Source organism: Mesorhizobium sp. B2-3-10 (assembly GCF_006442275.1).
Classification (GTDB): domain Bacteria; phylum Pseudomonadota; class Alphaproteobacteria; order Rhizobiales; family Rhizobiaceae; genus Mesorhizobium; species Mesorhizobium australicum.
Map to the genome: position 1 here is coordinate 79248 of NZ_VFVT01000003.1, position 24691 is coordinate 103938.

The window sequence follows — 24691 nt, forward strand, 5'->3', positions numbered from 1 at the left end:
TCAATTGGTCGGCTTCGGCAACGCCGACCCTTGGGCCGGTGCTTGGGCTGATGCCTGCGGCACCGAGGGCGTGCGGCTGACTGCCTGGCGCAGGTTTTCGGCCTCGACACCGCGCTGGCGCGCCAGTTTGCGGTAGTGGCCCTGCTTCACCCATGTCGCCAGGCTGCCGACGACCATGCCGATGGCGAGCGCCAGGAACAGGAAGATGAACAGCGGCAAGGTGAGCGTCAGCTTCGGATTTCCGGGATTGAACGGGTCCAGCGTGAAGGCGACGAGTTCGCGGTTGGCGACGGCCAAAGCGATCAGGATGATCGCCAGGGGCACGAAGACCACGATGAGCATGAAGCGATTGAGCATGATGTTTTCCGTCGCAAGCGGGCCGATAAGGCCGTCCAGCGCTGACGCGCCTACTTGCCGCCGTTCAGCCTTTCACGCAACTCCTTGCCGGTCTTGAAGAACGGCACCCATTTCTCCTCGACCTCGACGGATTCGCCGGTGCGCGGGTTGCGGCCGGTGCGGGCAGGTCGGTTCTTCACCGAAAAAGCGCCGAAACCGCGCAATTCGACCCGGTTGCCCTCGGCAAGCGCGTCGGTGATTTCATCGAAGATCGCGCCGACGATGTTTTCGACGTCGCGCAGGAAAAGATGCGGATTGCGCGTGGCAATAATCTGCACAAGCTCGGACTTGATCATCAGACGGGTCCCCGTGAAAGCAGTTCGGCCAAAATTATCAGGATGATTTTATTTGCTTTTTCAGCTGTCCCAACGCGTCTCAAGGGTGCCAGACGGAAACGAGACCGTCAAGAAACAAGCGGTCGGCGCCAAGTTCATGGATCACGTCGCCGCCGGAGTCCGGCAGGCCGAGCGCGCCGGCGATCGTGCGTGCCATCGCCTTCGAGAACAGGAAACCGCCGCGCCGTTCCGTGTCCTTCCACTCGACCACCTTGAGCTTGGCATCGACACCCTTGGTCGCCAGCCAGTCGATCGCCACGGACTCGCCGCCGACGGCGTCGATCAGCCCGTTGGCAACACCCTGGCGGCCAGTGAAGATCGAACCGTCGGCCAGCGCCAGCGCCTGTTCGTGGGTCATCTTGCGACGTTCGGCGACGATGCCGACGAACCAGTCGTAGCTGTCCAGAATGAGCTTGCGGACCATGGCGCGCTCGTCGTCATTGGTCGGCTTGAAGGGCGAGGGTGAGGCTTTCAGCGGCGAGGACTTGACCTCCTCCAGCTTGACGCCGAGCTTGTCCATCAGGCCGCTTACGTCGGGATACTGGATCAGCACGCCGATCGAGCCGACGATCGAGGTCTTGCGGGCGACAATATGGTCGGCGGCACTGGCGATCATGTAACCCGCCGACGCGGCGAGCGTGCCGACCTCGGCCACGACAGGCTTGTCGGCGGCCAGCTTGCGCACCTCCTCGTAGATCGATTCCCCGCCGACGGTGGTGCCGCCAGGAGAATCGACCACAAGGATCACGCCTTTTACTTTCGGCGACTGGCGGATAGCCTCCAGCCGCTTGATCAGTTCGTCGTCCTCGGTGATGGTGCCTTCGATCCTGACCTTGGCGATGTGGTCGACGGCGGAGCCGCCGAAATCGTCGCCATAGAACCAGGCCGACAGCGCAATCACCCCGAGCGCCACGATGCCGAAGGCCGCGACACGCCAGAAAGTCAGCTTGCGCCGCAAGCGGCGGCGGTCGATCAGGTCGTCGGCTCTCAATGCCATCGTCAGCCTCACAGTCATCGGGAAGAGACGCTTTTAGACCATGATGTCTTGATCGGGAAGCAGTTCCGTCCCGCACATGGCGCGGCAATCCGCGCGCGGCGGTCCGTGTTGTCTGTTTTGTGACTGGCCTGTGCGGGCGACGCAAGGTAAGTGGGAAGAACTTCGGTGGTGAAAAAAGACGCAAGGGCGTCTATTTCTGCTATGAAGCACTGGCTGTTGCGCTGACCCGGGTTTCGTTTGTGCACGGCAGCTGTCACATTTTTGCGGTTTTCGTCGGCTTGTGCTTGCGCGAGGGCGCTGGCGTCCCACCTATAGGCGGTGCTCCCGGGGCAGGGTTTTAGAAGAAAGCAGTCATGTTAGCGCGACCGAATGAACCGACCAGCCCGGAGACGGAGTTGGCTCCCCCGGCGGATGACTGGACGCGGGGCGAAGCTTTCGACCGCGCCCAGCGTCATTCACGCCGCGTGCGCGTGCTCAAATTCGCCGTGCCCTTGGCCGCGGCATTGATCGCCGTCGCCTTCCCAGTCTATTCCTACCTCGCCGCGCCCGTTTCCGTCGCGGTGCAGGCCGAAGGCACCGCCTTCTCGAACGGTAAGCTGGTGATGGCCAATCCCAAACTCAATGGTTTCACCAAGCAGAAGCAGCCCTATTCGATGACGGCGCTGCGCGCCATCCAGGATGTGAGCACGCAAGGCATCATCGAACTCGAAGGCATCGACGCCAAGGTGCCGATCGCCCCCGACAATGTCGCGGCGATTAAAGCCTCGCGCGGTACCTACGATCGCGACGGCAATACGATGAAGCTGAACAGCGACGTCACCATCAGCACGACCGACGGCCTGCAGGCCAAGTTCAAATCCGTCTTCCTCGACATGGGCAAAGGCACTATGAAGACGGATGATCCCGTCGATGTCAGCCGTGGCGGGTCGCAGATCAGGGCGGATTCGATGTCGGTCCAGGACAATGGCAAGATCCTGGTGTTCGAGAACAAGGTTCGTGTCAACATCGATCCCGCCGTTCTGAAGGCGGCTGAGGCAAAGGGCGAAGAAGCGAATGTGGCTCAATAATTCGACACGGCTTGCGGCCGCAACTTCGGCGCTGTTCCTGCTCAGCCTGGCGCCGTCGCTGGCGCAGTCGGGAGCGGCCAGCCAGGTGTCGGGTCTCAAACTGGCCGGCGACAAGCCGATCCAGATCGAAAGCGACAAGCTGGAAGTCCACCAGGCCGACAGCGTCGCGATCTTCACCGGCAATGTCACCGTCGTCCAGGGGCCGACGCTGATGAAGGCCGGCAAGATGATGGTCTACTACGTCAAGGACCCCAATGCGGGCGCCAAGGGCGCCGAAGCCGCCGGGGCGGCAGCCATGACCGGCTCGGCCAACATCGATCACCTGGAGATCTCCGACAAGGTCTACATCAAGTCGGATCAGCAGGTCGCGACCGGCGATCAGGGCAGTTTCGACATGAAGAGCCAGGTGCTGGTGCTTTCGGGCAAAAAGGTCGTCCTTTCGCAAAACGACAATGTGCTGGTCGGCTGCAAGCTCACCGTGCAGATGAAAACCGGGCTGGCCCAGGTCGATCCATGTGCTGGGCAGCGTGTGCAGATGTCGATCACGCCGCCGCCGAAATCGGGAGCGACGAACCCCTGATGGTCAGCCTGTCGTCGCTGACGGCACGTCTTCCGGGACGGGCCGCAGGTAAGCTTTCGGCGCCGGCCACGGTCGACAAGGCGAAGTTCAAGGGAACCTTGATCGCCAAGGGTCTGACCAAGAGCTACAAGGGCCGCAAGGTCGTCAGCGGCGTCACGCTGGGCGTGCGCGCAGGCGAGGCCGTCGGGCTGCTCGGCCCCAACGGCGCCGGCAAGACGACCTGTTTCTACATGGTCACCGGCCTGGTGCCGGTGGATGAAGGCACGATCGAGATCGACGGCTTCGACGTCACCTCGATGCCGATGTATCGTCGCGCGCGCCTCGGCATCGGCTATCTGCCTCAGGAGGCCTCGATCTTTCGCGGGCTCAATGTCGAGCAGAACATCCGCGCCGTGCTCGAAGTGGTCGAAAAGGATCGCAAGGTCCGCGAGCGCAACCTCGACGAACTGCTTGAGGAATTTCACATCAGCCATCTGCGCAAGGCGCCATCCATGTCGCTCTCGGGCGGCGAAAGGCGGCGCCTGGAAATCGCGCGCGCGCTGGCGACGCGCCCGGCCTACATGCTGCTCGACGAGCCCTTCGCCGGCATCGATCCGATCGCCGTCGCCGATATCCAGCAATTGGTGCGTCACCTGACGGCGCGCGGCATCGGGGTCCTCATCACCGACCACAATGTGCGTGAGACGCTCGGCCTGATCGACCGCGCCTACATCATCCACGCCGGCCAGGTGCTCACTCATGGCCGCGCCGACGAAGTGGTGGCAAATCCCGACGTGCGGCGGCTTTATCTCGGCGAGGGTTTTACGCTCTGAGCGTGAAATTTGTTTTCTGATACGATTTTTTGCGCGCCGGCGACCTGTTTTCCGCGATTTTGCTCCGGGATAACGCTCCGGTAAGCGGGTTTTGCTAGGCTTTGCCTTGACAAGCAAAAGCCGGGCCAGTTTCTATGGCCGGCCGTGAAATTGATTTCCGGAAGTTGGGGACGCGTAGAGGAGGCGTTTGAAACCGAACCATGGCATTGGCGGCCAAACTACAGCTCCGACAGTCGCAGTCGCTGGTGATGACGCCGCAGCTGATGCAGTCGATTCGGCTGCTGCAGTTCACCCATACCGAGTTAGAGCACTTCATCGACGAGGAGATCGAGCGCAACCCGCTTCTGGAGCGCGCCGAGCCGCAGGATGATGCCGCGAGCGACCAGGCGCAGAAGCTCGACGTAGAGCCGCAAGCGGCCGCCGATGGTGACTGGTTCGAGAACGAGGTGGGATGGAGTGCCGAGGCCATCTCGGAAAAGCTCGATACGTCCCTGGAAAACCTGTTTCCCGACGATCCCGGCACCAGCGAGCGATTGGGCCCCGACCTGACGGCGCAATGGAAATCGGCTTCGGGCAGTGGAGGCTCCTCGTCCGAGGGGCTCGACGCCGGCGACATGGCTGCGAGCGGGATCACGCTGCGCGACCATGTCGGCGAGCAGGTCGCGCTCGCCTTCATCGATCCCGTCGCGCGGCTGATCGCCGGAGAACTTGCCGATGGGCTCGACGAGACCGGCTATGTCAGGGCCGATCTGGCGGAGATCGCCACGCGGCTTGGCACCGACGAGGTGGCGGTGGGCAAGGTGCTGGCCGTGTGCCAGACCTTCGAGCCGGCCGGCCTGTTTGCCCGCGACCTCGCGGAATGCCTTTCGCTGCAGCTTGCCGTGCGTGACCGTCTCGATCCGGCCATGAAGGCCCTGGTCGCCAATCTCGAACTGCTGGCGCGCCGCGATTTCCAGACGCTGAAGCGGCTCTGCGGCGTCGACGAGGAGGATTTGCTGGACATGCTGGCCGAAATCCGGGCGCTCGACCCGCGGCCGGGCATGGCGTTTTCTGGCGGCGCCAGCGATGCGATCGTCGCCGATGTCGAGGTGCGGGCGGCCAATGACGGCAGCTGGACCGTCGAACTCAATGCCGAAACGCTGCCGCGCGTGCTCGTCGACCACATCTATTTCGCCCAGGTGTCGCCGCACGCGAAGAACCAGGCGGAAAAGGATTTCCTGGCCGAGTGCCTGCAGAACGCCAACTGGCTGACACGGAGCCTCGACCAGCGGGCCAAGACGATCCTCAAAGTGGCCTCGGAAATCGTGCGCCAGCAGGACGCCTTCCTGGTCCATGGCGTGCGCCAGCTGAAGCCACTCAACCTGCGCACGGTGGCAGACGCCATCGGCATGCACGAATCGACGGTCAGCCGGGTGACCGCCAACAAATACATGCTCACCCCGCGCGGCGTGTTCGAGCTGCGCTATTTCTTCACGGCCTCGATCGCGGCATCGGGTGGTGGCGATGCGCATTCCTCGGAAGCGGTGCGTGATCGCATCAAGCAAATGATCGACGAGGAGAAGCCCGTCGATGTGCTGTCGGACGATGCTATTGTCGACATGCTCAGGGAAAGCGGCGTCGATATCGCCCGGCGCACGGTCGCCAAGTACCGGGAAGGCATGAATATTCCCTCCTCGGTACAGCGCCGGCGCGAGAAACGGGCGCTCGCCAGCGCCGGCCGCTAGGCGTTCACGATTTCCACAGCTTTCAAGTTTCATTGACAAGCCACGGTGAAGTGGCTAGAAGCCCGCCCGCATGAGACGGGCTCGATGCCCGCTAGCGGATGGTCCGTCACGACAATGACCCGGGACGGTCAAGAAGGCGGCTTGTGATCAACCGGAAAGTTCGGATTTAAATCGGCGCGAGTGACGCCGCAAAGCTTGTGCGCACGGATCACGAGTATAAACTCGGGCCAGTTTGAAGCCTGAGCAAGGAAGGTCAGTTTTCAGATGAATCTGCGCATTTCGGGAAAGCACATGGATATCGGCGATGCGTTCCGTACACGCATCAACGATCGTGTCGGTGAAGCGATCGGCAAATATTTCGATCGCGGCTTCGCGGGGCATGTCACCGTCATCAAATCGGGCTCGCGCTATTCCGCGGATTGCATGATCCGGCTGGATTCCGGCGCCTCGCTGCAGGCCACCGGCGATGCCCAGGACCCGACACTCGCCTTCGAGGCCGCGGCCGATCGGCTGGAGACCCGGCTTCGGCGATACAAGCGCCGTCTGAAATCGCACAATTCAGGCAATGGCAACGGCGAGTTGACCGACATCGCTTACACGGTGATGGCACCGCTTGCCGATGACGATGAGGAAATCCCGGAGGATTTCGCACCGGCCATCGTCGCCGAATCGACCATGACGCTGAAGACCATGTCGGTGGCCTCGGCGGTCATCGAACTCGATACCAAGGACAGTCCCGTGCTTGTTTTCCGCAATGCCGGAACCGACCATCTCAACATCGTCTATCGCCGGCCCGACGGAAACATCGGCTGGATCGATCCGTCCACGACCAAAGTCGCACAGGGATAAAAGCCAGCCGCACGAGGGGTGGGGACTGGCGCGGCAGGCGAACAAGGATTTTCAAGCATGGATCTGAGCGATCTTATCAGCGTTCCGGCGATTTTGCCGGCGTTGAAGGCGAACTCCAAGAAGCAGCTACTGCAATTGCTGTCCGAGCGGGCAGCGACGATTTCGGGCATTCCGGAACGGGAGGTGTTCGACACCATCCTGCAGCGCGAGCGCCTGGGCTCGACCGGCGTCGGCAACGGCATCGCCATCCCGCACGGCAAGCTCGCCGGCGTGAAGCGCATCGCCGGCGTTTTCGCCCGGCTGGAGACGCCGGTCGATTTCGAATCGCTGGATGACCAGCCGGTCGATCTGGTGTTCCTGCTGCTGGCGCCCGAAGGGGCGGGTGCCGATCATCTCAAGGCACTGTCGCGCATCGCGCGCGTGCTGCGCGACGCCGACACCGTGGCCAAGGTCAGGGGCACGCGCGACGCCGCGGCGATCCATGCGCTTTTGTCGGATACGCAGGCCTCGCACGCGGCCTGAAGCCATCTTTTTAAATATTGTACCAAGGGCCGCCATGAGCGGCCCTTTTCAGTTCAGCCAACCAATTGTCTTTAATGAATGGCGACGGTGGTCAGGTCGTTTTCCATGGCGCCGGCCAGCGCGCGGTCACGCGCGTCGGAAAGCAGGATCGGCTGGCCATTGGCCCCAAACAGGGCCCACAGCTCCATGCCGGGAGCGATTTCACCGATGTTGGGGAAGCGGCCGAGCAGTTCGTCGCTCGAGACCTTGCGCAGATAGGCGACAGAGCCTTCGCCGAGATGGGCGAATTCGCCGCTGGTCATGGTGATGGTTTCGTCAGTTCTGGTCATTTCAAGCCTCCTTGGCGCGAGGACGCCGCTCAAGGCCATCCCGCATGAGAGCCATCGGTGAAGATCAGTCTTTCACCGATATGTTTATTTTCCGTACCAGCCGTTCCGACTCCGGCCGATCAAGGTCGATCGACAAAAGGCCGTTCTTCAGCTCCGCCGCGATCACACGCATGCCGTCGGCCAGCACGAAGCAGCGCTGGAACTGGCGTGCGGCAATGCCGCGATGAAGGAATTCGCGCTCGGTATCGTCGGTCTGGCGACCGCGCACGACCAACTGGTTTTCCTCCGTTGTCACATCGAGATCGCTTTCGGCGAACCCGGCGACGGCGAGTGTAATGCGCAGCCTTTCGGCCTTGCCGTCGGCACCGCTCAGGCGCTCGATGTTGTAGGGAGGGTAGCTGTCACCGGACTTCGCCAGACGCTCCAGGGTCTTTTCCATGGCGTCGAAACCCAGGAGAAGCGGGCTGGAGAAAGGCGTCATTCGGCTCATGTTACACTGTCCTCTCAAGAGCGACATAAACTGGAAAAACCCAAATGGCATTTTTCCCGATGGTCTTGATATGGTCCGCCCCGCGACCAAGTTCAAGCCACCAAAAGACCCGCCCAAGGAGACCATGTCGCGGACCCACGGAAATAGCCCAGGATCATCGTGGACTCACAGGAATAATCGACATGGCGCTTGAATCGACGCGCGGATGCAAGGAGAAGCGCGCAGGCCGGAACCGTCCCCCGTCAAGCGGTTCAGCAGCTTTGCAGCCGGTTGGCGTCTTTCGGGCGCAGGACCGGCCCGGTGAGCTGATGGCCAGCCAAACAAGGAATTGAAATGCCCCAACCACGCAAGATCATCATCGACACCGATCCCGGCCAGGACGACGCCATCGCCATTCTGCTGGCGCTTGGCAGTCCTGAACTGGAGATCGCCGGCATATCGGCCGTCGCCGGCAACGTGCCGCTGAAGCTCACCGAAAAGAACGCCCGCAAGATCTGCGAACTGGCCGGCCGGCCCGAAATCAAGGTCTACGCCGGCGCCATCCGTCCGTTGGCGCGCGAACTGGTCACGGCCGAGGAGGTCCATGGCAAGACCGGCTTGAACGGACCGGATTTGCCCGACCCGACAATGAAGCTGCAGGACCAGTATGCCGTCGATTTCATCGTCGAGACGCTGATGAAGGAAGAGAGCGGCACCATCACGCTCTGCCCGCTCGGACCGCTCACCAATGTTGCGCTGGCGCTGATCCGAGAGCCCCGGATTGCGCCGCGCATCAAGGAAATCGTGCTGATGGGCGGTGGCTTCTTCGAGGGCGGCAACGTCACGCCCACGGCCGAATTCAACATCTATGTCGATCCGCATGCCGCCGACGTCGTCTTCCGGTCCGGCATCCCGATCGTGATGATGCCGCTCGATGTCACCCACAAGGCGCTGACCACGTCCAAGCGCATCGAGGCGTTCCGCAAGCTCGGCACCAAGGTCGGCATCGCCGCCGCCGAGATGTTGGAATTCTTCGAGCGCTATGACGAAGGCAAATACGGCACGGATGGAGGGCCGCTGCACGACCCCTGCGTCATCGCCTATCTCCTGAAGCCCGACCTGTTCAAAGGCCGCCATTGCAACGTCACCGTGGAAACGGCCTCCGAACTGACCATGGGCATGACCGTGGTCGACTGGTGGGGGGTCACCTCCAGGGAAAAGAACGCCATGGTGATGCGCGACATCGACCATGATGGGTTTTTCGCGCTGCTGGTGGAAAGGCTGGGGCGGCTTAACTGACGTTTGGAATCGCCGACAAGCGCGCGGTGTCACCGGCGCGCGTTGTCACCCATTGAGCAATCGATAGGTGTCGACGCCGCGCTTGTGGTGTTGACGTTCAATAGGAACGAGTGAGCCAACAAGATGCGGTCGCTCGACGTCGTCGTCGATCGAAATCCGCGTGTTGCCGTCATCAAGGCGCACGTCGTAGGTGTAGTATAGATTGTGACCTACCATGGCATACGGGCTGACAGGTTTCACTCTGATGTATTCTACCACGGCCATCACGCGTTGAGTGGTGACGACCGGATTGGCCTGGAGCCCTACAACCGCAATGGATTTCATCAGCGCAAAGGCGCAAAAGAAAGCGGTGCCGATCACTGCGTCGCTGTACTCGTATTGCCAAATAAGCAAGCGATCCCGAAAGGAAACGTTTGATTTGCGCATAGTGAAGAGTTGTGCAGCAGCGTACAATTCTTCAATATGTCTCCGCAAAAATTTATGGAGAAGGCGCTTTCGCCGTTACTTTGCCTTCGAAAACGCCAGCCACAGGCCGCCGCCGACCATGAAGCTGCCGCTGATCCGCGACAGGAGCTTGATGCGGCTGGCTGACAGCATGCGCCCGGCGCGGCCGGCGGCGAGCGCATAGGTCGAGTCCGACATGGCGGCGAAGATCATGGCGGTCAGGCCCATGATGACGATCTGCAGTGGGTAGTTGCCGGCGGGAGAGATGAACTGCGGAAAGAAGGCGCCGAAGAAGATCAGCGTCTTTGGATTGCTCAGCGCCACGGCCAAGCCCTGCAGGAAGAAGCCGCCGCGTGGTTTGCGGGCGGTTCCGTCGGCGTTCAGCGTGCCCTTCGAGCGGAACATCTGCACGCCCATCCAGATCAGGTAGGCCGCGCCGATCAGCCTGACCCACTCGAACCAGTGGCCCATGCCCGAAATCAGCGTGTTGAGGCCGATGCCGACGATGACGATCATGACTGCTAGGCCGGCTTGCGTGCCGGCGACATTAGCGAGACCGGCGCGAGTGCCGTGGCGGATGCTGTTGGCGATGATCAGCGTCACCGTCGGTCCCGGCACCAGTATGATGACGATGCAGGCAAGGACATAGGCGGCGTAGAGTTCCAACGACATGATTTTTCCTCGCAATGCCGCTATCGCGGCCTAGCATGCAACAATCAATGCATGACGGCGAGGACGACGCAAGCCGGCGCGCCGGTCTGGCTCAGGCTCCGGCGGGCCAGGGCAGCGTCGTCTCATAGGCAGCCGCGGCCTTCAGCACGGCGAGGTCGCCGCGTGGCCTGCCGACCAGCTGCATGCCCATCGGCCGGCCCCTGTCGTCGAAGCCGACGGGAACATTGACCGCCGGGCAACCGCCCAGGGTGGCGAAGGCCGAAACCTGCATCCAGCGATGATAGCTGTCCATTGCCCGCCCCCCGACCTCGCGCGGCCAATGGGTGCCGACATCGAACGGAAAGACCTGCGCGGTCGGCAGCGCGATGAGGTCGAAGCCGTCGAAGATCGACAGCAGCGTGCGGTACCAGGAGGTTCGGACGACCGAGGCCCCGCGTATCTGCGGCGCCGTCAGCCGCATCGCGTTTTCCACTTCCCATACGGCTTCCGGCTTCAGCAGGCCACGCCTGGCGGGGTCGTCATAGTGTACTTTCAGGGCGCAGCCGCTGCTGGCCTGGCGCAGCGTCACGAAGGCCTGCCAGAGTGCCTCGAAATCGAAATCCGGTCGCAAGGGCTCGGTCAGGAAAGATACATCCGTGAACCGTGCGAGTGCTGCCTCGCATAAGTCGAGGATGCCGGGCTCGATCGGCAGATGGCCGCCGAGATCGCCGAGCCAGGCGATACGGCCACCGGTCGCCGCCGTCGCCAGGCCTTCGAGGAAGGAGCCTTGCTTCTCATAGGAGAGAGGCGCCTGCGGATGGTAGCCGGCCTGCACGTCGAGCAAGAGCGCCATGTCGGCGACGTTGCGGCCCATCGGCCCCTCGACGCCCATCTGCGCGTGGAAGACCTCGAAGTCGGGACCGCTGGGCACGAGCCCCTGTGACGGCCGGAAACCGTAGACATTGTTCCAGGCCGCCGGGTTGCGCAGCGAGCCGCCGAAGTCGCTGCCATCGGCGACGGGCACCATGTCCAGCGCCAGCGCCACCGCCGCTCCGCCGCTTGAGCCGCCCGCGGTCAGCGCCGGATCGAAAGCGTTCAGCGTCGGCCCGAAAACATTGTTGTAGGTGTTGGAGCCGAGCCCGAATTCGGGAACGTTGGTCTTGCCGATGATGATGGCGCCGGCGTCGCGGATGCGTTCGACGAAGAAATCGTCTTCCCGCGGCACGAAATCGGCGAAGATCGGCGAGCCGAACGAGGTCCTGAGGCCGGTGGTCGAGGCAAGGTCCTTGATGGCGATGGGTAGGCCAAAGAGCGCGCCGGTGCCATCGGTCCGGCTGATATCGGCGGCATCGGCCTCGCGCAGTATGTCGGCACGGTCGCGCAACGAGACGATGGCGTTGACCAGCGGGTTGACCGCATCGATGCGATCGAGGAACGCCGTCACCACCTCGCGCACGGAGAGCTTCTTTCGGCGGATCGCGTCTGCAAGTTCGACAGCCGACAGGCGGCAGATGTCGCTGGCCGCCGGTACGGCATGCTTCGTGCGGGGACGCATCATTTCAACCGGCCTCTTGCAGCGCCTGGTCGACATCCTTGGCCAGTGGGATCGCCGGTTGGGCGCCGGGCTTAAGGCAAGCCAGCGAGCCGGCGGCGCCGGCACGCGCCAATGCCTGTTCGAGCGTGAGGCCCGACGACAGGCCGGCGGCGAAATAGCCGCAGAAAGTGTCGCCGGCCCCGACCGTGTCGACCGGCGTGATCTGCAAAGCAGGGAGGGTCAGGAATTCGCCTGGCGTTGCCGCCATCACGCCGTCGCCGCCGAGCGTGACGACGATGATGCGTCCAGTCTTGCTGGCATAGTCGCGCATGCGCGCTGCACGATCGCGGCCTTTCAGGGCAAGGGCTTCGCCATAGAGGTCGAATTCGGTTTCGTTCGCGACCGCATAGTCGGCCTTGCCGAGGAAGGCGGCTGCCCCGCCATGGAAAGGGGCCGTGTTGAGGACAGTGATCGCGCCGGCCACCCTTGCCTGGTCGAGGGCCGCATCGACCGTCGCGAGCGGAATCTCGTGCTGCAGCAGCACGACGTCGCCCTTTGTCAGAAAAGCCTTGGAGAGGTCGCCGGGCACCACGGAAGCGTTGGCGCCGGGCACCACGGCGATAATGTTTTCGCCGTCATCGCCGACCATGATCAGCGCCGTGCCGGTCGAGGCAAAGGTCTCTCCCACGCCCGACAGGTCGACCTTGGCCTCGCGCAGCAAAGCCAGTGCCTCGGGGGCGAAATTGTCCTTGCCAACGGCGCCGACCATGCGCACCTGAGCGCCGGCACGCGCGGCGGCGAGTGCCTGGTTGGCGCCCTTGCCGCCGGGGGCCGTCGTAAAGCTGGAACCGCTCACCGTCTCACCGGGGCTCGGCAAGCGGTCGACACTGGCGATAAGGTCGAGGTTGATCGAACCGACTACGATAATCAAGAAATGCCTCCTGCTGATGCGCGGAAGCTATCCTGCCAAGCCGTTCGATGCCAGACCACGCGAATGGTCCAGCGTGATTTGCCGCGTCATTCACAAAGCACAGTGACGATGCCCTGATAGTTGCCGGCGGGAAAGATACCGCTCGACTTGGTGGCGGTGAGGTCGATCTGCATGGCGTGGGTGCCATTGGCGACCCTTTGCGGCACGCCCCCATTATTGTCGACCCCCGAGCCATCGAGGCGGAAGACCGAGGCGAAGGTCACGTTGGTGCCGCCGCCGCTCGGCGCGGACGAGAATGCGGCAGGCGCCGATGCTGAAACCGAATAGCAGTCCAGCAAATTGAGCAGCGAGCACAGCAGGGAACTTGCCACCACGGTGGCGCTGGCGCTTGATCCGCCTGCCTGCTTGGAGCCCAGTATGCCGATGGCCGGATTTGCGGTCATCGTGCCCGATGCCCCGACCATGATGCTGCAGGTGCCGATGATCGCGGCCTGCGCCGGAAGGCAGCAGCCGGCGAGCGCGGCCATCGCGAGCAGCGCGCTGCTATTTCTTCTTCTTTTTCTTGCCATCGCCGCTTCCGGTTCTGATGCTCCAGCCTTCGTTGGCCCATCCGGGTGACGCGGCCACGGGCGTAGGTGCGCTGGCGGCCACGCTCGCGGTCGGCCCGTCACCGCCCAGGCCCATCTTGAGGAGCTTCAGCTCCAGCTGCAGGCGCTCGACCTCAAGCTCGTAGAGGCGGCTGCAATCGACGCGCTTCGGCGTACGCCCGATCGGAATCACCACGCGGCCGTAGGTGGCGACGTCGTTGTTCGCCTGATTGTTGCCTCTGATGACGCCCAGGTCGAGATAGGCACCGGTGCCCGATACGGCGGACCGGCAGGTGGTTCCGTCGGAAGCGTGGACCTCATCCTGCCCTTGGGGCAAGGTCACGCCGGGCAAGTTGAAGCCGCTCTCATTCTGATTGAGGTTGTAGACATCCTCGGCCAGAACCGGCGAGATCCCTGCCCAGGTTGCCGCAAACGCGACTGTCAGGACTTGCGGTGCCCAAAAAACTTTCCGCATATCTGTGCCCTTATCTGCGTCTGTTGATTGGGAAAGGGGATGCTCTCGGTACAGATACGCACTTTACGCTCGGCAGCGCCGCCGAAGGGCACGACCACAAGGACAGGACGGGAAGCCTGCGAGCCCAGTTGGAAAACGCTCGGAGAGATCTTGGCATCCACTGGCTGAAAATTCTGATCGTAAACGTGGATTTCGACCTTGATCTTCTGGCCGTAGGGATTGGCGGGAAACACGCGGACCGCGAAGGCGTCGGTGAAACTGTTGACCTCACCCCGCATCGGCGACATCGACTGGGCGTTGGCGGCAAGGGCCGGCAGGCCGACGGCCAGCGCCGCCGCCAGGATTCGTGCATGTTTCAAGGACCCCTCCTTCGCGACGGCTATTCGCAGCGCAGTGTTACCGTTGCCTGATAGTTTCCGGTGGCGAAGCGGTTGCTGCCGCCCTTGGTGCCAGCGAGATGGACCGAGACAAGGTCGGCGCCGGGGACAGCGAGGGCGGTGGCGGCCCCCGTTTCAGCGGTCGTGTGGGCGCCGCTGGCCGAATAGGTCGGTGTCCAGGTGGTGGCGGTGCTGTCGGCGGCGGGCACGGTGGTGAGGGTCACCGGATCGACGCTAAGTGAAACACCTCCGGTGGTGGTGAGCGTGACTGTTCCAGCCGAACCGCCGCTGTTGTGGGAGCTCAGCGACTGAAGGTCGGCGCTCACCGTCATGGTGCCGTTGGTGCCGACGACAAGCGTACAGGTCGCGGTGACCGTGCCATTGAAGATGACATTCTGCGTTGTGGCCATCGCCGCGTGGTCCAGGCACGCGACCAGCAAGGCTGCACCAAACACGGTGCGGAACAACTTCATCGAGATTCTCCTATTAAGTCGGATCGCCCGAATTAATATGGGTCATCATCGCTTTATCGTGGTTAATTTAGCGTAAACTTAAATAAGATATCGAAATAACGCTCGTGAAGAAACCGGCGGTTGTCCACGGTTGTATCCAGAAGTTCCAAAATCAAGCGCAATAATACTGCGTATTTCCAAATACTCATATATTTTCTGTGGCAGAAAGCAAAAATCGACATTTCACGACGAAATCTGCCCTGCCTCCCAGCCGAGGATGGCGCGCTTGCGGGTCAGGCCCCAGTGATAGCCGGTGAGATCGCCTGATTTGCCGATGGCGCGGTGGCAAGGCACCACGAAGGAGAGCGGGTTGGCGCCGTTGGCGGCGCCGACCGCGCGGCTGGCGCTCGGCGCACCGATGCTGGCCGCGATCGAGGAATAGGTACGGGCCTTGCCCATCGGAATCTGGAGCAGCGCCTCCCAGACGCGGACCTGGAAGTCGGTCCCGATCATGACGACATGAAGCGGCTGATCGGCGCGCCACAGCGTCGGCTCGAAGATGCGCGCGGCATAGGGCCCTGTCGCTTCCCTGTCCTCGATATAGAGCGCGTTCGGCCAGCGGCCGGACATGTCGGCAAAAGCGGTGCGTTCCTCGCCTGCGTCGCAGAAGGCGAGGCCGGCAAGCCCGCGGTCGGTGGCCATGATCAGGGCAGTGCCGAACGGGGAGGTGTGATAGCCGTAGCGGATGGTGAGGCCGGCGCCGCGCGTCTTGTAGTCGCCCGGTGACATCGCCTCATGGGTGACGAACAGGTCGTGCAGCCGGCCGGGGCCGGACATGCCCAGTTCGAAGGAGGTTTCGAGCAGAGGCATGCCGGAATCAAGCAGCCTGCGCGCATGATCCAGCGTCACCGCCTGCAGGAAAGCCTTGGGCGACAGGCCGGCCCAGCGGGTGAAGAGTTTTTGCAAGCCGGTCGGCGTCTCGCCGACCTCCTCGGCCAGTTCTTCCAGCGATGGCTGGTCGCGATAGTCGAGACTGATCTTTTCGATGGCGCGGCGTACGATTTCGTAGTCGCTGCCCTCAGGCGTGATGTCCTTCTTGAGGACTGCCGTGTGTGTGCTCATGGACTGTCTCCTTGGGCTGGAATATCGCCCCTCGGGGCGCCGATCGCCACCCGAAACCTGCCTTCTTGCAGCACTTGCCCAGATAGACTCGGGATTCGAGCCAGGGAGCCGCTGATGGCTGGCGAAAAAGTCCATCTGACAGGGGCAAAAGAGAGCTTGCTCATGACACTCTACGGCAAGGCTTTCCCAACGGAAATTTCCTGGAATTGCTTTTAGCGCGCCTTGGCGGTCGCCAGCGCGCGCGAGAAGGCGGTGGCGAAGCTCTCGCGCGAATCGGGGTCGAGGAAGCCGCCGATCGGCACGTTCTGGCCTTGTGCCTCCACGGTCATTCTGATGATGCCGATCTCGGCGTGCCGGGCGATCGAAAACCGTACCCAGAACGGATTGAAGCGATGCGCTTCCGACTTTCCCGAGGGGGCCGTCTTGCGAATGTCGAGGCTGGTGCGCGAGACCGACACTTCCTCGCGGGCGCGTGCAGCCCGGTAATTGACGCGGAAGGCGATGTAGACGGCCACCACGTCGAGGCCGAAGAAGCCGAACACCGGCCAGGCACCGCGCGACAGGAAAAACGCACCCGTCACCAGCCAGCCGAACATCAGTGCGCCCATCAGGATCAGGAAGCCCGTCCTGCCCAGCGACCGGTGCGGGGTCAGCAACGCATGAAAGAAGGGCTCGTCAGCCTGAAACGAGGCGTTTGTGTCACTCATGACAGACTATTATAGGAGGGAAATGGCGCGTCCCAAGTCCAATGAGTCTTCCATGCCCGAAAAAGAGCTGCCGGCCGGACGCCGTGATGGCTCCAATGCCAAGCCGCGCCCTCGGCCGGCGCGGCGCTCGTCCCGCTACAGCCCGGCTGAAGTGCATGAGATTTTCCGGCGTTTTTCGGTGCAGCGGCCGGAGCCGAGGGGCGAACTCGAACACGTCAATGCCTTCACGCTGCTGGTGGCGGTGGTGCTTTCGGCGCAAGCGACCGATGCCGGTGTCAACAAGGCAACGCGGGCTCTGTTCAAGGTTGCGGACACGCCGCAAAAGATGCTGGCGCTCGGTGAAACCAAGGTCGGCGACCATATCAGGACCATCGGTCTCTGGCGCAACAAGGCCAAGAACGTCATCGCCCTATCGCAGGCGCTGATCCGCGACCATGGCGGCGAGGTGCCGGATGACCGCGATGAACTGGTCAATTTGCCCGGTGTCGGGCGCAAGACCGCCAATGTCGTGCTCAACATGGCCTTCGGCCAGCATACGATGGCGGTCGACACGCATATCTTGCGCATCGGCAACCGGCTTGGCCTGGCGCCCGGCAAGACGCCGGAACAGGTAGAGCAGGGGTTGTTGAAGATCATCCCGGACGAATATATGCGCCATGCGCATCACTGGCTGATCCTGCACGGACGCTATGTCTGCAAGGCGCGCAAGCCGGATTGCCCGGCCTGCGTCATTGCCGATATTTGCAAGGCAGAGGTGAAGACGACCAGCATTCCGGCGCCCCTGGTGCCGATCGCCCCGCTTGAAACTGTCGCCGCCGACGATCAGGCGCCGTAGCCGCGCGCCATCGCCGCCGCGAACACCGGGATTAGGCTCGGCCGGACTATCAGAAGAACGACTATCTGGGCTGGATCGGCCGCGCCAAGCGTCCGGACACCAGGCGAAAGCGGCTCGACCAGATGCTGGATGAATTGGAGCGTGGTGGTGTCTACATGAATATGGTCTGGCACGGCTGAAGTTCTGCTTCGATTACTAGGCCTTCCCTGGATGATGGCGCGCATCCCCCTGGCCCTTGCCCCGCACCAGCGATTTGCTAAGCGCTGAAGATCAGCGAGGCATATCGTCATGAAAAATCCGCACGGTGTTCCGGTCATCGAGACCCAGCGAACCATTCTAAGGGCGCACCAACTGAAGGATTTCGACGCCTATACCGCCATGTGGGCCGACCCCGTCGTCACCCGTTTCATCGGCGGCAAGCCGCGCACGCGTGAGGAAAGCTGGATGCGCTTCCTGCGCCATGCCGGCCTGTGGTCGCTGCTTGGCTACGGCTTCTGGGCCATCGAGGAGAAAGCGACCGGCCGTTTCATCGGTGAGGCCGGGAACCACGATCTGAGGCGCGACATGGAGCCGTCGATCGAAGGCATCCCCGAGGCGGGGTGGGCGCTCGCACCGGCCGCGCACGGCGCCGGCCTTGCCACGGAGATCGTCAGCCGCGTGCATGGCTGGGGCGACGAGACGTTCGGACGTGCCAGAACCGTCTGCATCATCGATCCCGAAAATACGGCTTCGCTGAACGTCGCTAGGAAGTGCGGCTATATCGAGCTGACGCAGACCCTCTACCATGATGCGCCGACCATGCTGCTGGAGCGGCTGCCCTGAGGGGTGTCAGGCGAGGCGAGGGCGCCGACAATCACCCGGCCAGGCGCTACAAACGCGCAATCCGGACGGAAAACCGCTGCACACCTTGACCTGCCGCAACCGGCCTTGGGCGCGCAGCTTCCTTACAGGGGCGGCGAGCGGAAGTTGGAGGCCTTTCCGATGCCATCACCGCGGGAGCTAGGGCAAAGCCGCCGTCGCGAGGCTCGCCTGCTCCAGCATGGAGGCATCCTCGCCGAAGGCGCGAGTGGCGCGGGCCGCCGCCTCGAGCAGCGGGCGCTTCATGCGCTCAAGGAAGGCAGCGTCGACGCGCGTGCTTGGACCAGCCAGCGTCAAGGCGCCAAGCAGCGCGTGTCCCGGCCCGAAAACCGGCGCCGAGACGCCTGCCGTTTCGGGGTCGCGGTCACCCACAGCGAGACAATTGCACGTTTTGCGAATGGTTTCGTAGGGTTCGCCCTGCTGTCCCGAAAAGGCCGCCAGCACGCGCCCGCCCGAGCCGGCCAGCAGAGGCAATACGTCGCCTTCGCGTATCGTGTAGCGGATCGGATGCTTGGATTCGACCCGGTAAAGACAGGTGCGCACGTCTCCCGAGCGGACGTAGAAGGCAACACTCTCCCAACTTCGTTCGGAGAGATCGCGCATGATCGGCAACAGGATGTCCACCGCCACCACCGAACGCTGGTAAAGCGCGCCCAGCCGAAAGGCGGCGGGTCCGACGCGATAGCGCCCATCGTCCAGGCGCTCGAGCAGTTGCCCGCGCAACAGCGAATTGGCGAGCCGCAGGATCGTGCTTTTGTAAAGACCGGTGCGCATCGCGATTTCAGCAAGACTTAGCGAGCAGTCGGCCGTGCTGAAGGCATCGAGGATGGCGATCGCCCGGTCGAGTGCCGCAACACCTTCGACGGAGGTGCGCCGGATTTCCCCATCAGCCGAGTTGCCTGGTAAGTCCATTGCGGTTCCCAATTCGGTGAAGCCCGAGCGGAACCACTCTGTCGCGCCACCGGACCGTTCTGTCCAGTAGAATGTCGTTCCTGTTGACGGAACAAGGTAAAATCTGCTTGAACTTGATCACGGGTCTGTGAACAGGCGCGTTTTGGCAGGCACCGGAGGAGGTGTCGTGATCTGGAGGAATCCCATGCTGAACAGACGCAGATTTTTGATGAGTACGGCGGCGGCTGGTGCGGCCGGGCTGGTGGCATCGCATTTCTCACCCGCCTTCGCCGAAGGTGCGCCTCAAGTCCAGATCTTCGTGCCGGCGGCACCTGGCGGCGGCTGGGACCAGACGGCCCGCACGATGGATCAGGTGCTGCGCGGCGAGAAGCTCATCTCCGGCTCGCAGATCACCAATGTCGGTGGTGCCGGCGGCACGGTAGGGCTGCCGCAGTTCATCAATCAGTGGAGCGGCAAAGGCAATGCGCTCATGGTCGCGGGCATGGTCATGGTGGGCGCCATCATCGCCAACAAGGCGGCCAACAACCTGACCCAAGTCACGCCCATCGCCCGTCTCACCGGGGAATTCGAGGCGCTGGTGGTGCCGGCGGACTCGCCGTTCAAGACGGCCGCCGATTTCGTCGCGGCACTCAAGGCCGATCCGACGAAGGTTCCTGTCGCGGGCGGCTCGGCCGGTGGGTCCGACCACATCCTGTTCGGCCTGATCGCCAAGACGGTCGGCGTTCCGGCTCCCAGCCTCTCCTATGTACCGTTCGCGGGCGGCGGCGAAGCTCTGTCGGCATTGCTCGGCAACCAGGTGGCGGCCGGCATTTCCGGCTTCGGCGAGTTCTCCGAGCAAGTCAAGGCGGGCGCGCTCAGGCTGCTCGCCATTTCGGCCGACAAGCGCCAGGACGGCATCGACGCGCCGACGCTCAAGGAAGCCGGTATCGATGTGGAACTGTTCAACTGGCGCGGCGTCTTCGCGCCGCCCGGCATTTCCGACGCCGACAAGGCGGCCATGATCACGCTGGTCGAAGCCATGGCCAAGAGCGATGCATGGGCGACCGAATGCAAGAACCGCAACTGGACGTCCATCCTGCTCACCGGCGACGACTATGCCAAATTCGTCACTGAGGATTCGGCTCGCATCGAGGCCATCCTCAAGGATCTCGGTCTCGCCTGATTTCCCCAAGGGGGCGGCTCGTGCCGCCTCCTCCTTTTCTCGACGCATCGATCGCATGCGGCCATGCAGCGTGAAGGTACGACGAAGCCGGCTGCTGGAGGCGGCTGTTTTGGCCACCTGATCGTAGCCATCCATAGCGGGGAGGACATTCATGAGCACCACCGACCAGCAGGCAGTGCCGCCGCGACTTGCCGTACCGGAATTGTTGATCGGCGTCGGCCTCCTGGCCTGCGCCGGGGCCGTGGCCTGGCAGACGCTGGCGATCCCGGTCTCGCCGCTCTATTCCAAGGTTGGTCCGACCGTCTTTCCCTATCTGACCATGGTCGGCCTGATTGTGCTTTCCCTGCTGCTCATCCTCGCCGCGCTTCGCGGCGGCTGGCAGCCGGAGGAGGAAAAGGAAACGCCGACCGACTGGAAGGCGATGGGCTTCGTCGTCATCGGTCTGCTGGCCAATCTTGTGCTCATCCAGCCGCTCGGTTTCACCGCCGCGTCGGTCATCATGTTCGTTCTCGTCTGCTACGGCTTCGGCAGCAGGCATACGCTGCGCGATGTGCTCACCGGCCTGGTGCTGGCGCTGGCTGCTTATTTCGGCTTTGCCAAGGCGCTCGGCGTCAACATCGGCGCTGGTGTCGTCGAGAACCAGCTGAACATGGTGATCGACGCGTTCACCAGCACGCTGGGAGGCTGACGCCATGGATACGCTCGGCCATCTCGCACACGGTTTCGCGGTCGCTTTCAGCCCGACCAATCTTTTGTGGTGCCTGCTCGGGACGACGCTTGGCACCGCCATCGGCGTGCTGCCTGGCCTTGGGCCAGCACTGACTATCGCGCTGCTCTTGCCGATCACCTATCAGGTGGCGCCGGAGGCGTCCTTCATCCTGTTCGCCGGTATCTATTACGGCGCCATGTATGGCGGCTCGACGACGTCGATCCTTCTCAACACGCCCGGCGAGAGCGCAACCATCGTGACGGCGCTGGAAGGCAACAAGATGGCCCGCTCCGGCCGCGGCGGCGCAGCACTCGCCACCTCGGCGATCGGCTCTTTCGTCGCTGGCACACTCGGCACGCTGGGCGTCGCCTTCCTGGCGCCTATAGTGGTCAAGTTCGCGCTGGCCTTCGGCCCGGCGGAGTATTTCTCGCTGATGGTGCTGGCATTCATCACTGTTTCGGCGGTGCTTGGGTCGTCGTCTGTGCGAGGCCTGACCAGCCTGTTTGCCGGCTTTGTAATCGGGATGATCGGCGTCGATCTGCAGACGGGCCAGCCGCGCTTTACTTTCGGCATGACCGAATTGCTCGACGGCGTCGACGTCATCATCGCCGCCGTCGGCCTGTTCGCGGTTGGCGAGACACTCTACATGGCCTCGCGCCGCTATGCCGGCAAGGACGAGATCGTGCCGCTGAAAGGCTCGCTCTACATGACGGCGGCCGAGTGGGGGCGTTCGTGGAAGGCCTGGCTGCGGGGAGCGGCGATCGGCTTTCCGATCGGCGCCATGCCGGCCGGCGGCGCCGAGATCCCGACCTTCCTGTCCTATGCCATCGAAAAGAAACTGTCGAAGCACAAGCAGGAGTTCGGTACGGTCGGCGCCATCGAGGGCGTTGCAGGCCCCGAAGCCGCCAACAACGCGTCCGCCGCCGGCGTGCTGGTGCCAATGCTGACGCTTGGGTTGCCGACCTCGGCGACGGCGGCGATCATGCTGTCGGCCTTCCAGAGCTACGGCATCAACCCCGGACCGCTGCTGTTGACGACACAGGCCGATCTCGTCTGGGGGCTGATCGCCAGCCTGTTCATCGCCAATGTCATCCTGGTCATCCTCAACCTGCCGCTGATCGGTCTGTGGGTGCGGCTGCTGAAAATTCCCGCGCCGCAGCTTTATGCCGGGATCCTGGTGTTCGCCACTGTCGGCACCTATGGCATCTCGCAGTCGCCGATCGATCTCGTCATCCTTTATCTCCTGGGCGCCGCGGGCTTCCTGATGCGGCGGTTCGATTTCCCGACCGCGCCCGTCATTATCGGCATGATCCTGGGGCCGCTCGCCGAAACCCAGTTCCGCCGGGCGATGACCATCTCCAACGGCGACTGGTCGGTGTTCTACAAGCATCCGCTGTCGCTGACCCTGCTGACGCTCGCCTTCATAGGCCTGGTCGGGCCGCATATCTGGGCCTTCATCGAGCACCGGCGGCGGCGCGGTCCCGAACATGTGCCGGGCGATGCCTGAGCGATCTGAAAAGATATGACAGACCTGCTTTCCGGTATCCGCGTCCTCGACCTGACCAATGTGCTCGCCGGGCCTTACTGTGCCTATCAGCTGGCCTTGCTGGGAGCTGACGTGATCAAGGTCGAGGGGCCGCAAGGCGGCGACTTGGCGCGCCAGCTTGGCGGCTCTCCAAAGCTCAACAGTGCCGGCATGGGCGCATCCTTCCTGGCCCAGAACGCCGGCAAACGATCGGTCATGCTCGACCTCAAGAAAGAGACGGATCGCGAGCGCTTCCTCGACCTGGTCGCCAGCGCCGATGCGCTGGTGGAGAATTTTCGGCCCGGCGTGATGACACGCCTCGGGCTTGGCTACCAAATGCTGAGGGCGGTCCGCCCGGGCCTCGTCTATTGCGCGATATCGGGTTTCGGGCAGAGCGGGCCGATGCGCGACAATCCGGCCTATGACCAGATCATCCAGGGTCTTTCCGGGATCATGAGCATAACCGGCACGCCGGAAACCGCGCCGCTGCGCGTTGGCTATCCCGTCGCCGACACGCTGGGAGGCTTGGTCGGCGCGTTCTCCATCGCCGCGGCACTGGTCAGGCAGAAGACATCGGGCGAGGGTGCGTTCCTCGACGTGTCGATGCTCGAATGCACGCTTTCCGCGCTTGGCTGGCCTGTTTCCAATTACCTGACGGCAGGGGTCGATCCCAAGCCGATGGGCAATGAGAACATGACGGCGGCTCCCTCCGGCGCCTTCCGCACCGGCGATGGGCTCATCAACATCGCCGCCAACAAGCAGGAGCAGTTCGTGACGCTGTGCCGGCTGATCGGACGGCCGGAACTGGCGTCGGACCCGCGCTTTGCCGAGCGTGAGACCCGCAAGCAGAACCGCGCCGCGCTCAAGGTCGAGATCGAGGATGCTCTGGCAAGCGATCCGGCGGCAATTTGGGAAGAGACGCTCAACCGAGCCGGCGTGCCGGCGGGCCGGGTACTGACGATCCCGCAAGTGCTGACCGAACCACAAGTGCTCGAACGCCAGGTGACGGCTCGTTTCGAGGATGTGGCTGGCATGGATGGGCCGCTGACCGTCCTGCGCGGCGGGTTCATGGTAGACGGTACGGCACCGTTGCCGACGCGGCCGCCGCCTGTGCTGGGCGAGCACATGGACGAGGTGTTCGCCGGCCTGCCGCCGCGCGCCAAGGCAAAGGCCCTGACATGAGCGGCGTGGAGAAGAAAACAGGCCGCGCGCGCGGCGAGGAATGGTGGCAGACCGGCATCATCGAGATGAGCCCGGGTGTGATCCGGCTGCGCGGCTACGAGATCCAGGACCTGATCGGCCGCGTCAGCTTCCCGGCTGTCATCTGGCTGATGCTGCGTGGCGAATTGCCCAGCGAAGACGAGGCGGCACTGCTCGGCATTGCCTTGGGGGCGGCCGTCGACCACGGGCCGCAGGCGCCGTCGATCGCCATCGCCCGCATGGCGGCCACCTGTGGCGTCGGCATCAACAGCGCCATGGCCTCGGCCATCAACGTGCTGGGCGACGTGCATGGTGGCGCCGGCGAGCAGGCGCTTTCCTTCTATGGCGATATTGCCGTGGCGCTTGATGGCGGCATGGGCCTCAACGAAGCGGTTTCGACACGTCTCGACCGGTTCTTCGGGCAGGAGAAGGGCTATGTGCCGGGCCTTGGCCATCGCTTCCATCCTGTCGATCCGCGCGCGCCGCGCCTGCTGGAACTGGTCAGAGATTTTGCCGCGCGTGGCGTGGTCAACGGCCGCTTTGCCGACATTGCCGAGGCGATCGAGGCCGACGTCGCGCGGCGCAAGGGCAAAAAAATCCCGCTCAACATCGATGGCGCCACCGCCGTCATCTATGGCGAACTCGGCTTTCCGCCGCCGCTGACGCGCGGACTCTTCGTGCTGTCGCGTTCCGTCGGCATCCTGGCGCATGCCTGGGAGCAATCTCAGCAGTCCGAGCGCAACAAGGGGCCGCTGCCGCGCGAATGGCTGTGGGCCTATAGCGGCCCGCCGGCACGGCCGCTTCCTGAAGATGAGGGCGCGGACAATTGAG

General features: G+C 63.3%; 31 protein-coding genes. 15 read left to right on the top strand and 16 right to left on the bottom strand.

Annotation, left to right across the window (positions count from 1 at the left end; genetic code table 11):
* The 3 genes from FJ943_RS10020 to sppA form a co-directional block, all read right to left on the bottom strand.
* Window positions 1-357: a hypothetical protein gene (locus FJ943_RS10020; protein WP_015315713.1), complete on the bottom strand. Its 357-nt coding sequence runs from the start codon at window positions 355-357 to the stop codon at window positions 1-3.
* Between the two features lie 50 nt (window positions 358-407).
* On the bottom strand, window positions 408-692 hold the full coding sequence (locus FJ943_RS10025; protein WP_006200394.1) for an integration host factor subunit beta: 285 nt from the start codon (window positions 690-692) through the stop codon (window positions 408-410).
* 79 nt (window positions 693-771) lie between these two features.
* Window positions 772-1728, bottom strand: coding sequence for a signal peptide peptidase SppA (gene sppA, locus FJ943_RS10030; RefSeq protein ID WP_140618873.1), 957 nt, complete (start codon window positions 1726-1728; stop codon window positions 772-774).
* Window positions 1729-2081: 353 nt separating this feature from the next.
* Between sppA and lptC the strand changes: the two genes are divergently transcribed.
* From lptC to ptsN, 6 genes are all read left to right on the top strand, one after another.
* Window positions 2082-2795, top strand: coding sequence for an LPS export ABC transporter periplasmic protein LptC (lptC, locus tag FJ943_RS10035; RefSeq protein WP_015315715.1), 714 nt, complete (start codon window positions 2082-2084; stop codon window positions 2793-2795).
* Window positions 2782-3375 (top strand): LptA/OstA family protein, encoded by a 594-nt coding sequence (locus FJ943_RS10040; protein ID WP_015315716.1) that lies wholly within the window; start codon window positions 2782-2784, stop codon window positions 3373-3375. Before lptC ends, FJ943_RS10040 begins: the two co-directional genes overlap by 14 nt.
* Window positions 3375-4187 (top strand): LPS export ABC transporter ATP-binding protein, encoded by an 813-nt coding sequence (gene lptB, locus FJ943_RS10045; RefSeq protein WP_015315717.1) that lies wholly within the window; start codon window positions 3375-3377, stop codon window positions 4185-4187. The genes FJ943_RS10040 and lptB overlap by 1 nt, the downstream gene beginning before the upstream one ends.
* A gap of 200 nt (window positions 4188-4387) precedes the next feature.
* Complete coding sequence (rpoN, locus tag FJ943_RS10050) at window positions 4388-5911, top strand: RNA polymerase factor sigma-54 (protein ID WP_140721166.1); 1524 nt, start codon at window positions 4388-4390, stop codon at window positions 5909-5911.
* Between the two features lie 264 nt (window positions 5912-6175).
* Window positions 6176-6760 (top strand): ribosome-associated translation inhibitor RaiA, encoded by a 585-nt coding sequence (raiA, locus tag FJ943_RS10055; RefSeq protein WP_015315719.1) that lies wholly within the window; start codon window positions 6176-6178, stop codon window positions 6758-6760.
* Window positions 6761-6817: 57 nt separating this feature from the next.
* Complete coding sequence (gene ptsN / locus FJ943_RS10060; RefSeq protein ID WP_015315720.1) at window positions 6818-7282, top strand: PTS IIA-like nitrogen regulatory protein PtsN; 465 nt, start codon at window positions 6818-6820, stop codon at window positions 7280-7282.
* Between the two features lie 71 nt (window positions 7283-7353).
* Here ptsN and FJ943_RS10065 read toward each other — a convergent pair whose 3' ends face one another.
* Window positions 7354-7611, bottom strand: coding sequence for a DUF1150 family protein (locus FJ943_RS10065; protein WP_015315721.1), 258 nt, complete (start codon window positions 7609-7611; stop codon window positions 7354-7356).
* A 64-nt stretch (window positions 7612-7675) separates the two neighbouring features.
* Window positions 7676-8101 carry an Hsp20 family protein gene (locus tag FJ943_RS10070; RefSeq protein ID WP_013893014.1) on the bottom strand — a complete coding sequence of 142 codons (426 nt, stop codon included), beginning with the start codon at window positions 8099-8101 and terminating at the stop codon, window positions 7676-7678.
* A gap of 333 nt (window positions 8102-8434) precedes the next feature.
* Between FJ943_RS10070 and FJ943_RS10075 the strand changes: the two genes are divergently transcribed.
* The gene (locus FJ943_RS10075; RefSeq protein WP_140721169.1) at window positions 8435-9379 is read left to right on the top strand and encodes a nucleoside hydrolase; all 945 of its coding nucleotides are present in this window, start codon (window positions 8435-8437) and stop codon (window positions 9377-9379) included.
* A 45-nt stretch (window positions 9380-9424) separates the two neighbouring features.
* On the opposite strand, the gene FJ943_RS10080 is transcribed toward FJ943_RS10075, so the two are convergent.
* From FJ943_RS10080 to FJ943_RS10125, 10 genes are all read right to left on the bottom strand, one after another.
* Complete coding sequence (locus FJ943_RS10080; RefSeq protein WP_181173958.1) at window positions 9425-9832, bottom strand: hypothetical protein; 408 nt, start codon at window positions 9830-9832, stop codon at window positions 9425-9427.
* Window positions 9833-9880: 48 nt separating this feature from the next.
* Window positions 9881-10495: a LysE family translocator gene (locus tag FJ943_RS10085; RefSeq protein WP_140661711.1), complete on the bottom strand. Its 615-nt coding sequence runs from the start codon at window positions 10493-10495 to the stop codon at window positions 9881-9883.
* 91 nt (window positions 10496-10586) lie between these two features.
* A complete protein-coding gene (locus tag FJ943_RS10090; RefSeq protein ID WP_140721172.1) occupies window positions 10587-12032 on the bottom strand; it encodes an amidase in 1446 nt (481 codons plus the stop codon).
* Between the two features lies 1 nt (window position 12033).
* Window positions 12034-12939: a ribokinase gene (locus FJ943_RS10095; protein WP_140721175.1), complete on the bottom strand. Its 906-nt coding sequence runs from the start codon at window positions 12937-12939 to the stop codon at window positions 12034-12036.
* Between the two features lie 86 nt (window positions 12940-13025).
* Window positions 13026-13508: a hypothetical protein gene (locus FJ943_RS10100; protein WP_140713223.1), complete on the bottom strand. Its 483-nt coding sequence runs from the start codon at window positions 13506-13508 to the stop codon at window positions 13026-13028.
* Entirely contained in the window at window positions 13483-14001 is a 519-nt protein-coding gene (locus FJ943_RS10105; RefSeq protein ID WP_015315727.1) for a hypothetical protein, read from the bottom strand. The genes FJ943_RS10100 and FJ943_RS10105 overlap by 26 nt, the downstream gene beginning before the upstream one ends.
* Window positions 13968-14360, bottom strand: a complete 393-nt coding sequence (locus tag FJ943_RS10110) for a hypothetical protein (RefSeq protein ID WP_015315728.1) — start codon at window positions 14358-14360, stop codon at window positions 13968-13970. The genes FJ943_RS10105 and FJ943_RS10110 overlap by 34 nt, the downstream gene beginning before the upstream one ends.
* Window positions 14361-14380: 20 nt before the next feature.
* Window positions 14381-14851 (bottom strand): hypothetical protein, encoded by a 471-nt coding sequence (locus FJ943_RS10115; protein WP_140721178.1) that lies wholly within the window; start codon window positions 14849-14851, stop codon window positions 14381-14383.
* 222 nt (window positions 14852-15073) lie between these two features.
* The gene (locus tag FJ943_RS10120) at window positions 15074-15952 is read right to left on the bottom strand and encodes a bifunctional helix-turn-helix domain-containing protein/methylated-DNA--[protein]-cysteine S-methyltransferase (protein WP_140713225.1); all 879 of its coding nucleotides are present in this window, start codon (window positions 15950-15952) and stop codon (window positions 15074-15076) included.
* Window positions 15953-16164: 212 nt separating this feature from the next.
* Window positions 16165-16659: a DUF2244 domain-containing protein gene (locus FJ943_RS10125; protein ID WP_140713227.1), complete on the bottom strand. Its 495-nt coding sequence runs from the start codon at window positions 16657-16659 to the stop codon at window positions 16165-16167.
* 22 nt (window positions 16660-16681) lie between these two features.
* Here FJ943_RS10125 and nth point away from each other — a divergent pair, with 22 nt between their 5' ends.
* From nth to FJ943_RS10140, 3 genes are all read left to right on the top strand, one after another.
* On the top strand, window positions 16682-17494 hold the full coding sequence (gene nth / locus FJ943_RS10130) for an endonuclease III (RefSeq protein WP_140721181.1): 813 nt from the start codon (window positions 16682-16684) through the stop codon (window positions 17492-17494).
* Window positions 17495-17568: 74 nt separating this feature from the next.
* Window positions 17569-17673: a YdeI/OmpD-associated family protein gene (locus tag FJ943_RS10135; RefSeq protein WP_246671862.1), complete on the top strand. Its 105-nt coding sequence runs from the start codon at window positions 17569-17571 to the stop codon at window positions 17671-17673.
* A gap of 109 nt (window positions 17674-17782) precedes the next feature.
* Entirely contained in the window at window positions 17783-18316 is a 534-nt protein-coding gene (locus FJ943_RS10140) for a GNAT family N-acetyltransferase (protein ID WP_140721184.1), read from the top strand.
* Between the two features lie 177 nt (window positions 18317-18493).
* On the opposite strand, the gene FJ943_RS10145 is transcribed toward FJ943_RS10140, so the two are convergent.
* On the bottom strand, window positions 18494-19264 hold the full coding sequence (locus FJ943_RS10145; RefSeq protein WP_140721187.1) for an IclR family transcriptional regulator: 771 nt from the start codon (window positions 19262-19264) through the stop codon (window positions 18494-18496).
* Window positions 19265-19448: 184 nt separating this feature from the next.
* Between FJ943_RS10145 and FJ943_RS10150 the strand changes: the two genes are divergently transcribed.
* The 5 genes from FJ943_RS10150 (at window position 19449) to FJ943_RS10170 (ending at window position 24690) form a co-directional block, all read left to right on the top strand.
* Window positions 19449-20426, top strand: a complete 978-nt coding sequence (locus FJ943_RS10150; protein ID WP_015315736.1) for a tripartite tricarboxylate transporter substrate-binding protein — start codon at window positions 19449-19451, stop codon at window positions 20424-20426.
* Between the two features lie 151 nt (window positions 20427-20577).
* On the top strand, window positions 20578-21114 hold the full coding sequence (locus FJ943_RS10155; protein ID WP_015315737.1) for a tripartite tricarboxylate transporter TctB family protein: 537 nt from the start codon (window positions 20578-20580) through the stop codon (window positions 21112-21114).
* 4 nt (window positions 21115-21118) lie between these two features.
* On the top strand, window positions 21119-22642 hold the full coding sequence (locus FJ943_RS10160; protein ID WP_140721190.1) for a tripartite tricarboxylate transporter permease: 1524 nt from the start codon (window positions 21119-21121) through the stop codon (window positions 22640-22642).
* A gap of 15 nt (window positions 22643-22657) precedes the next feature.
* Window positions 22658-23842, top strand: coding sequence for a CoA transferase (locus FJ943_RS10165; protein WP_140721193.1), 1185 nt, complete (start codon window positions 22658-22660; stop codon window positions 23840-23842).
* Window positions 23839-24690 carry a citryl-CoA lyase gene (locus FJ943_RS10170; RefSeq protein ID WP_140618843.1) on the top strand — a complete coding sequence of 284 codons (852 nt, stop codon included), beginning with the start codon at window positions 23839-23841 and terminating at the stop codon, window positions 24688-24690. The genes FJ943_RS10165 and FJ943_RS10170 overlap by 4 nt, the downstream gene beginning before the upstream one ends.
* Window position 24691 lies beyond the last annotated feature (1 nt).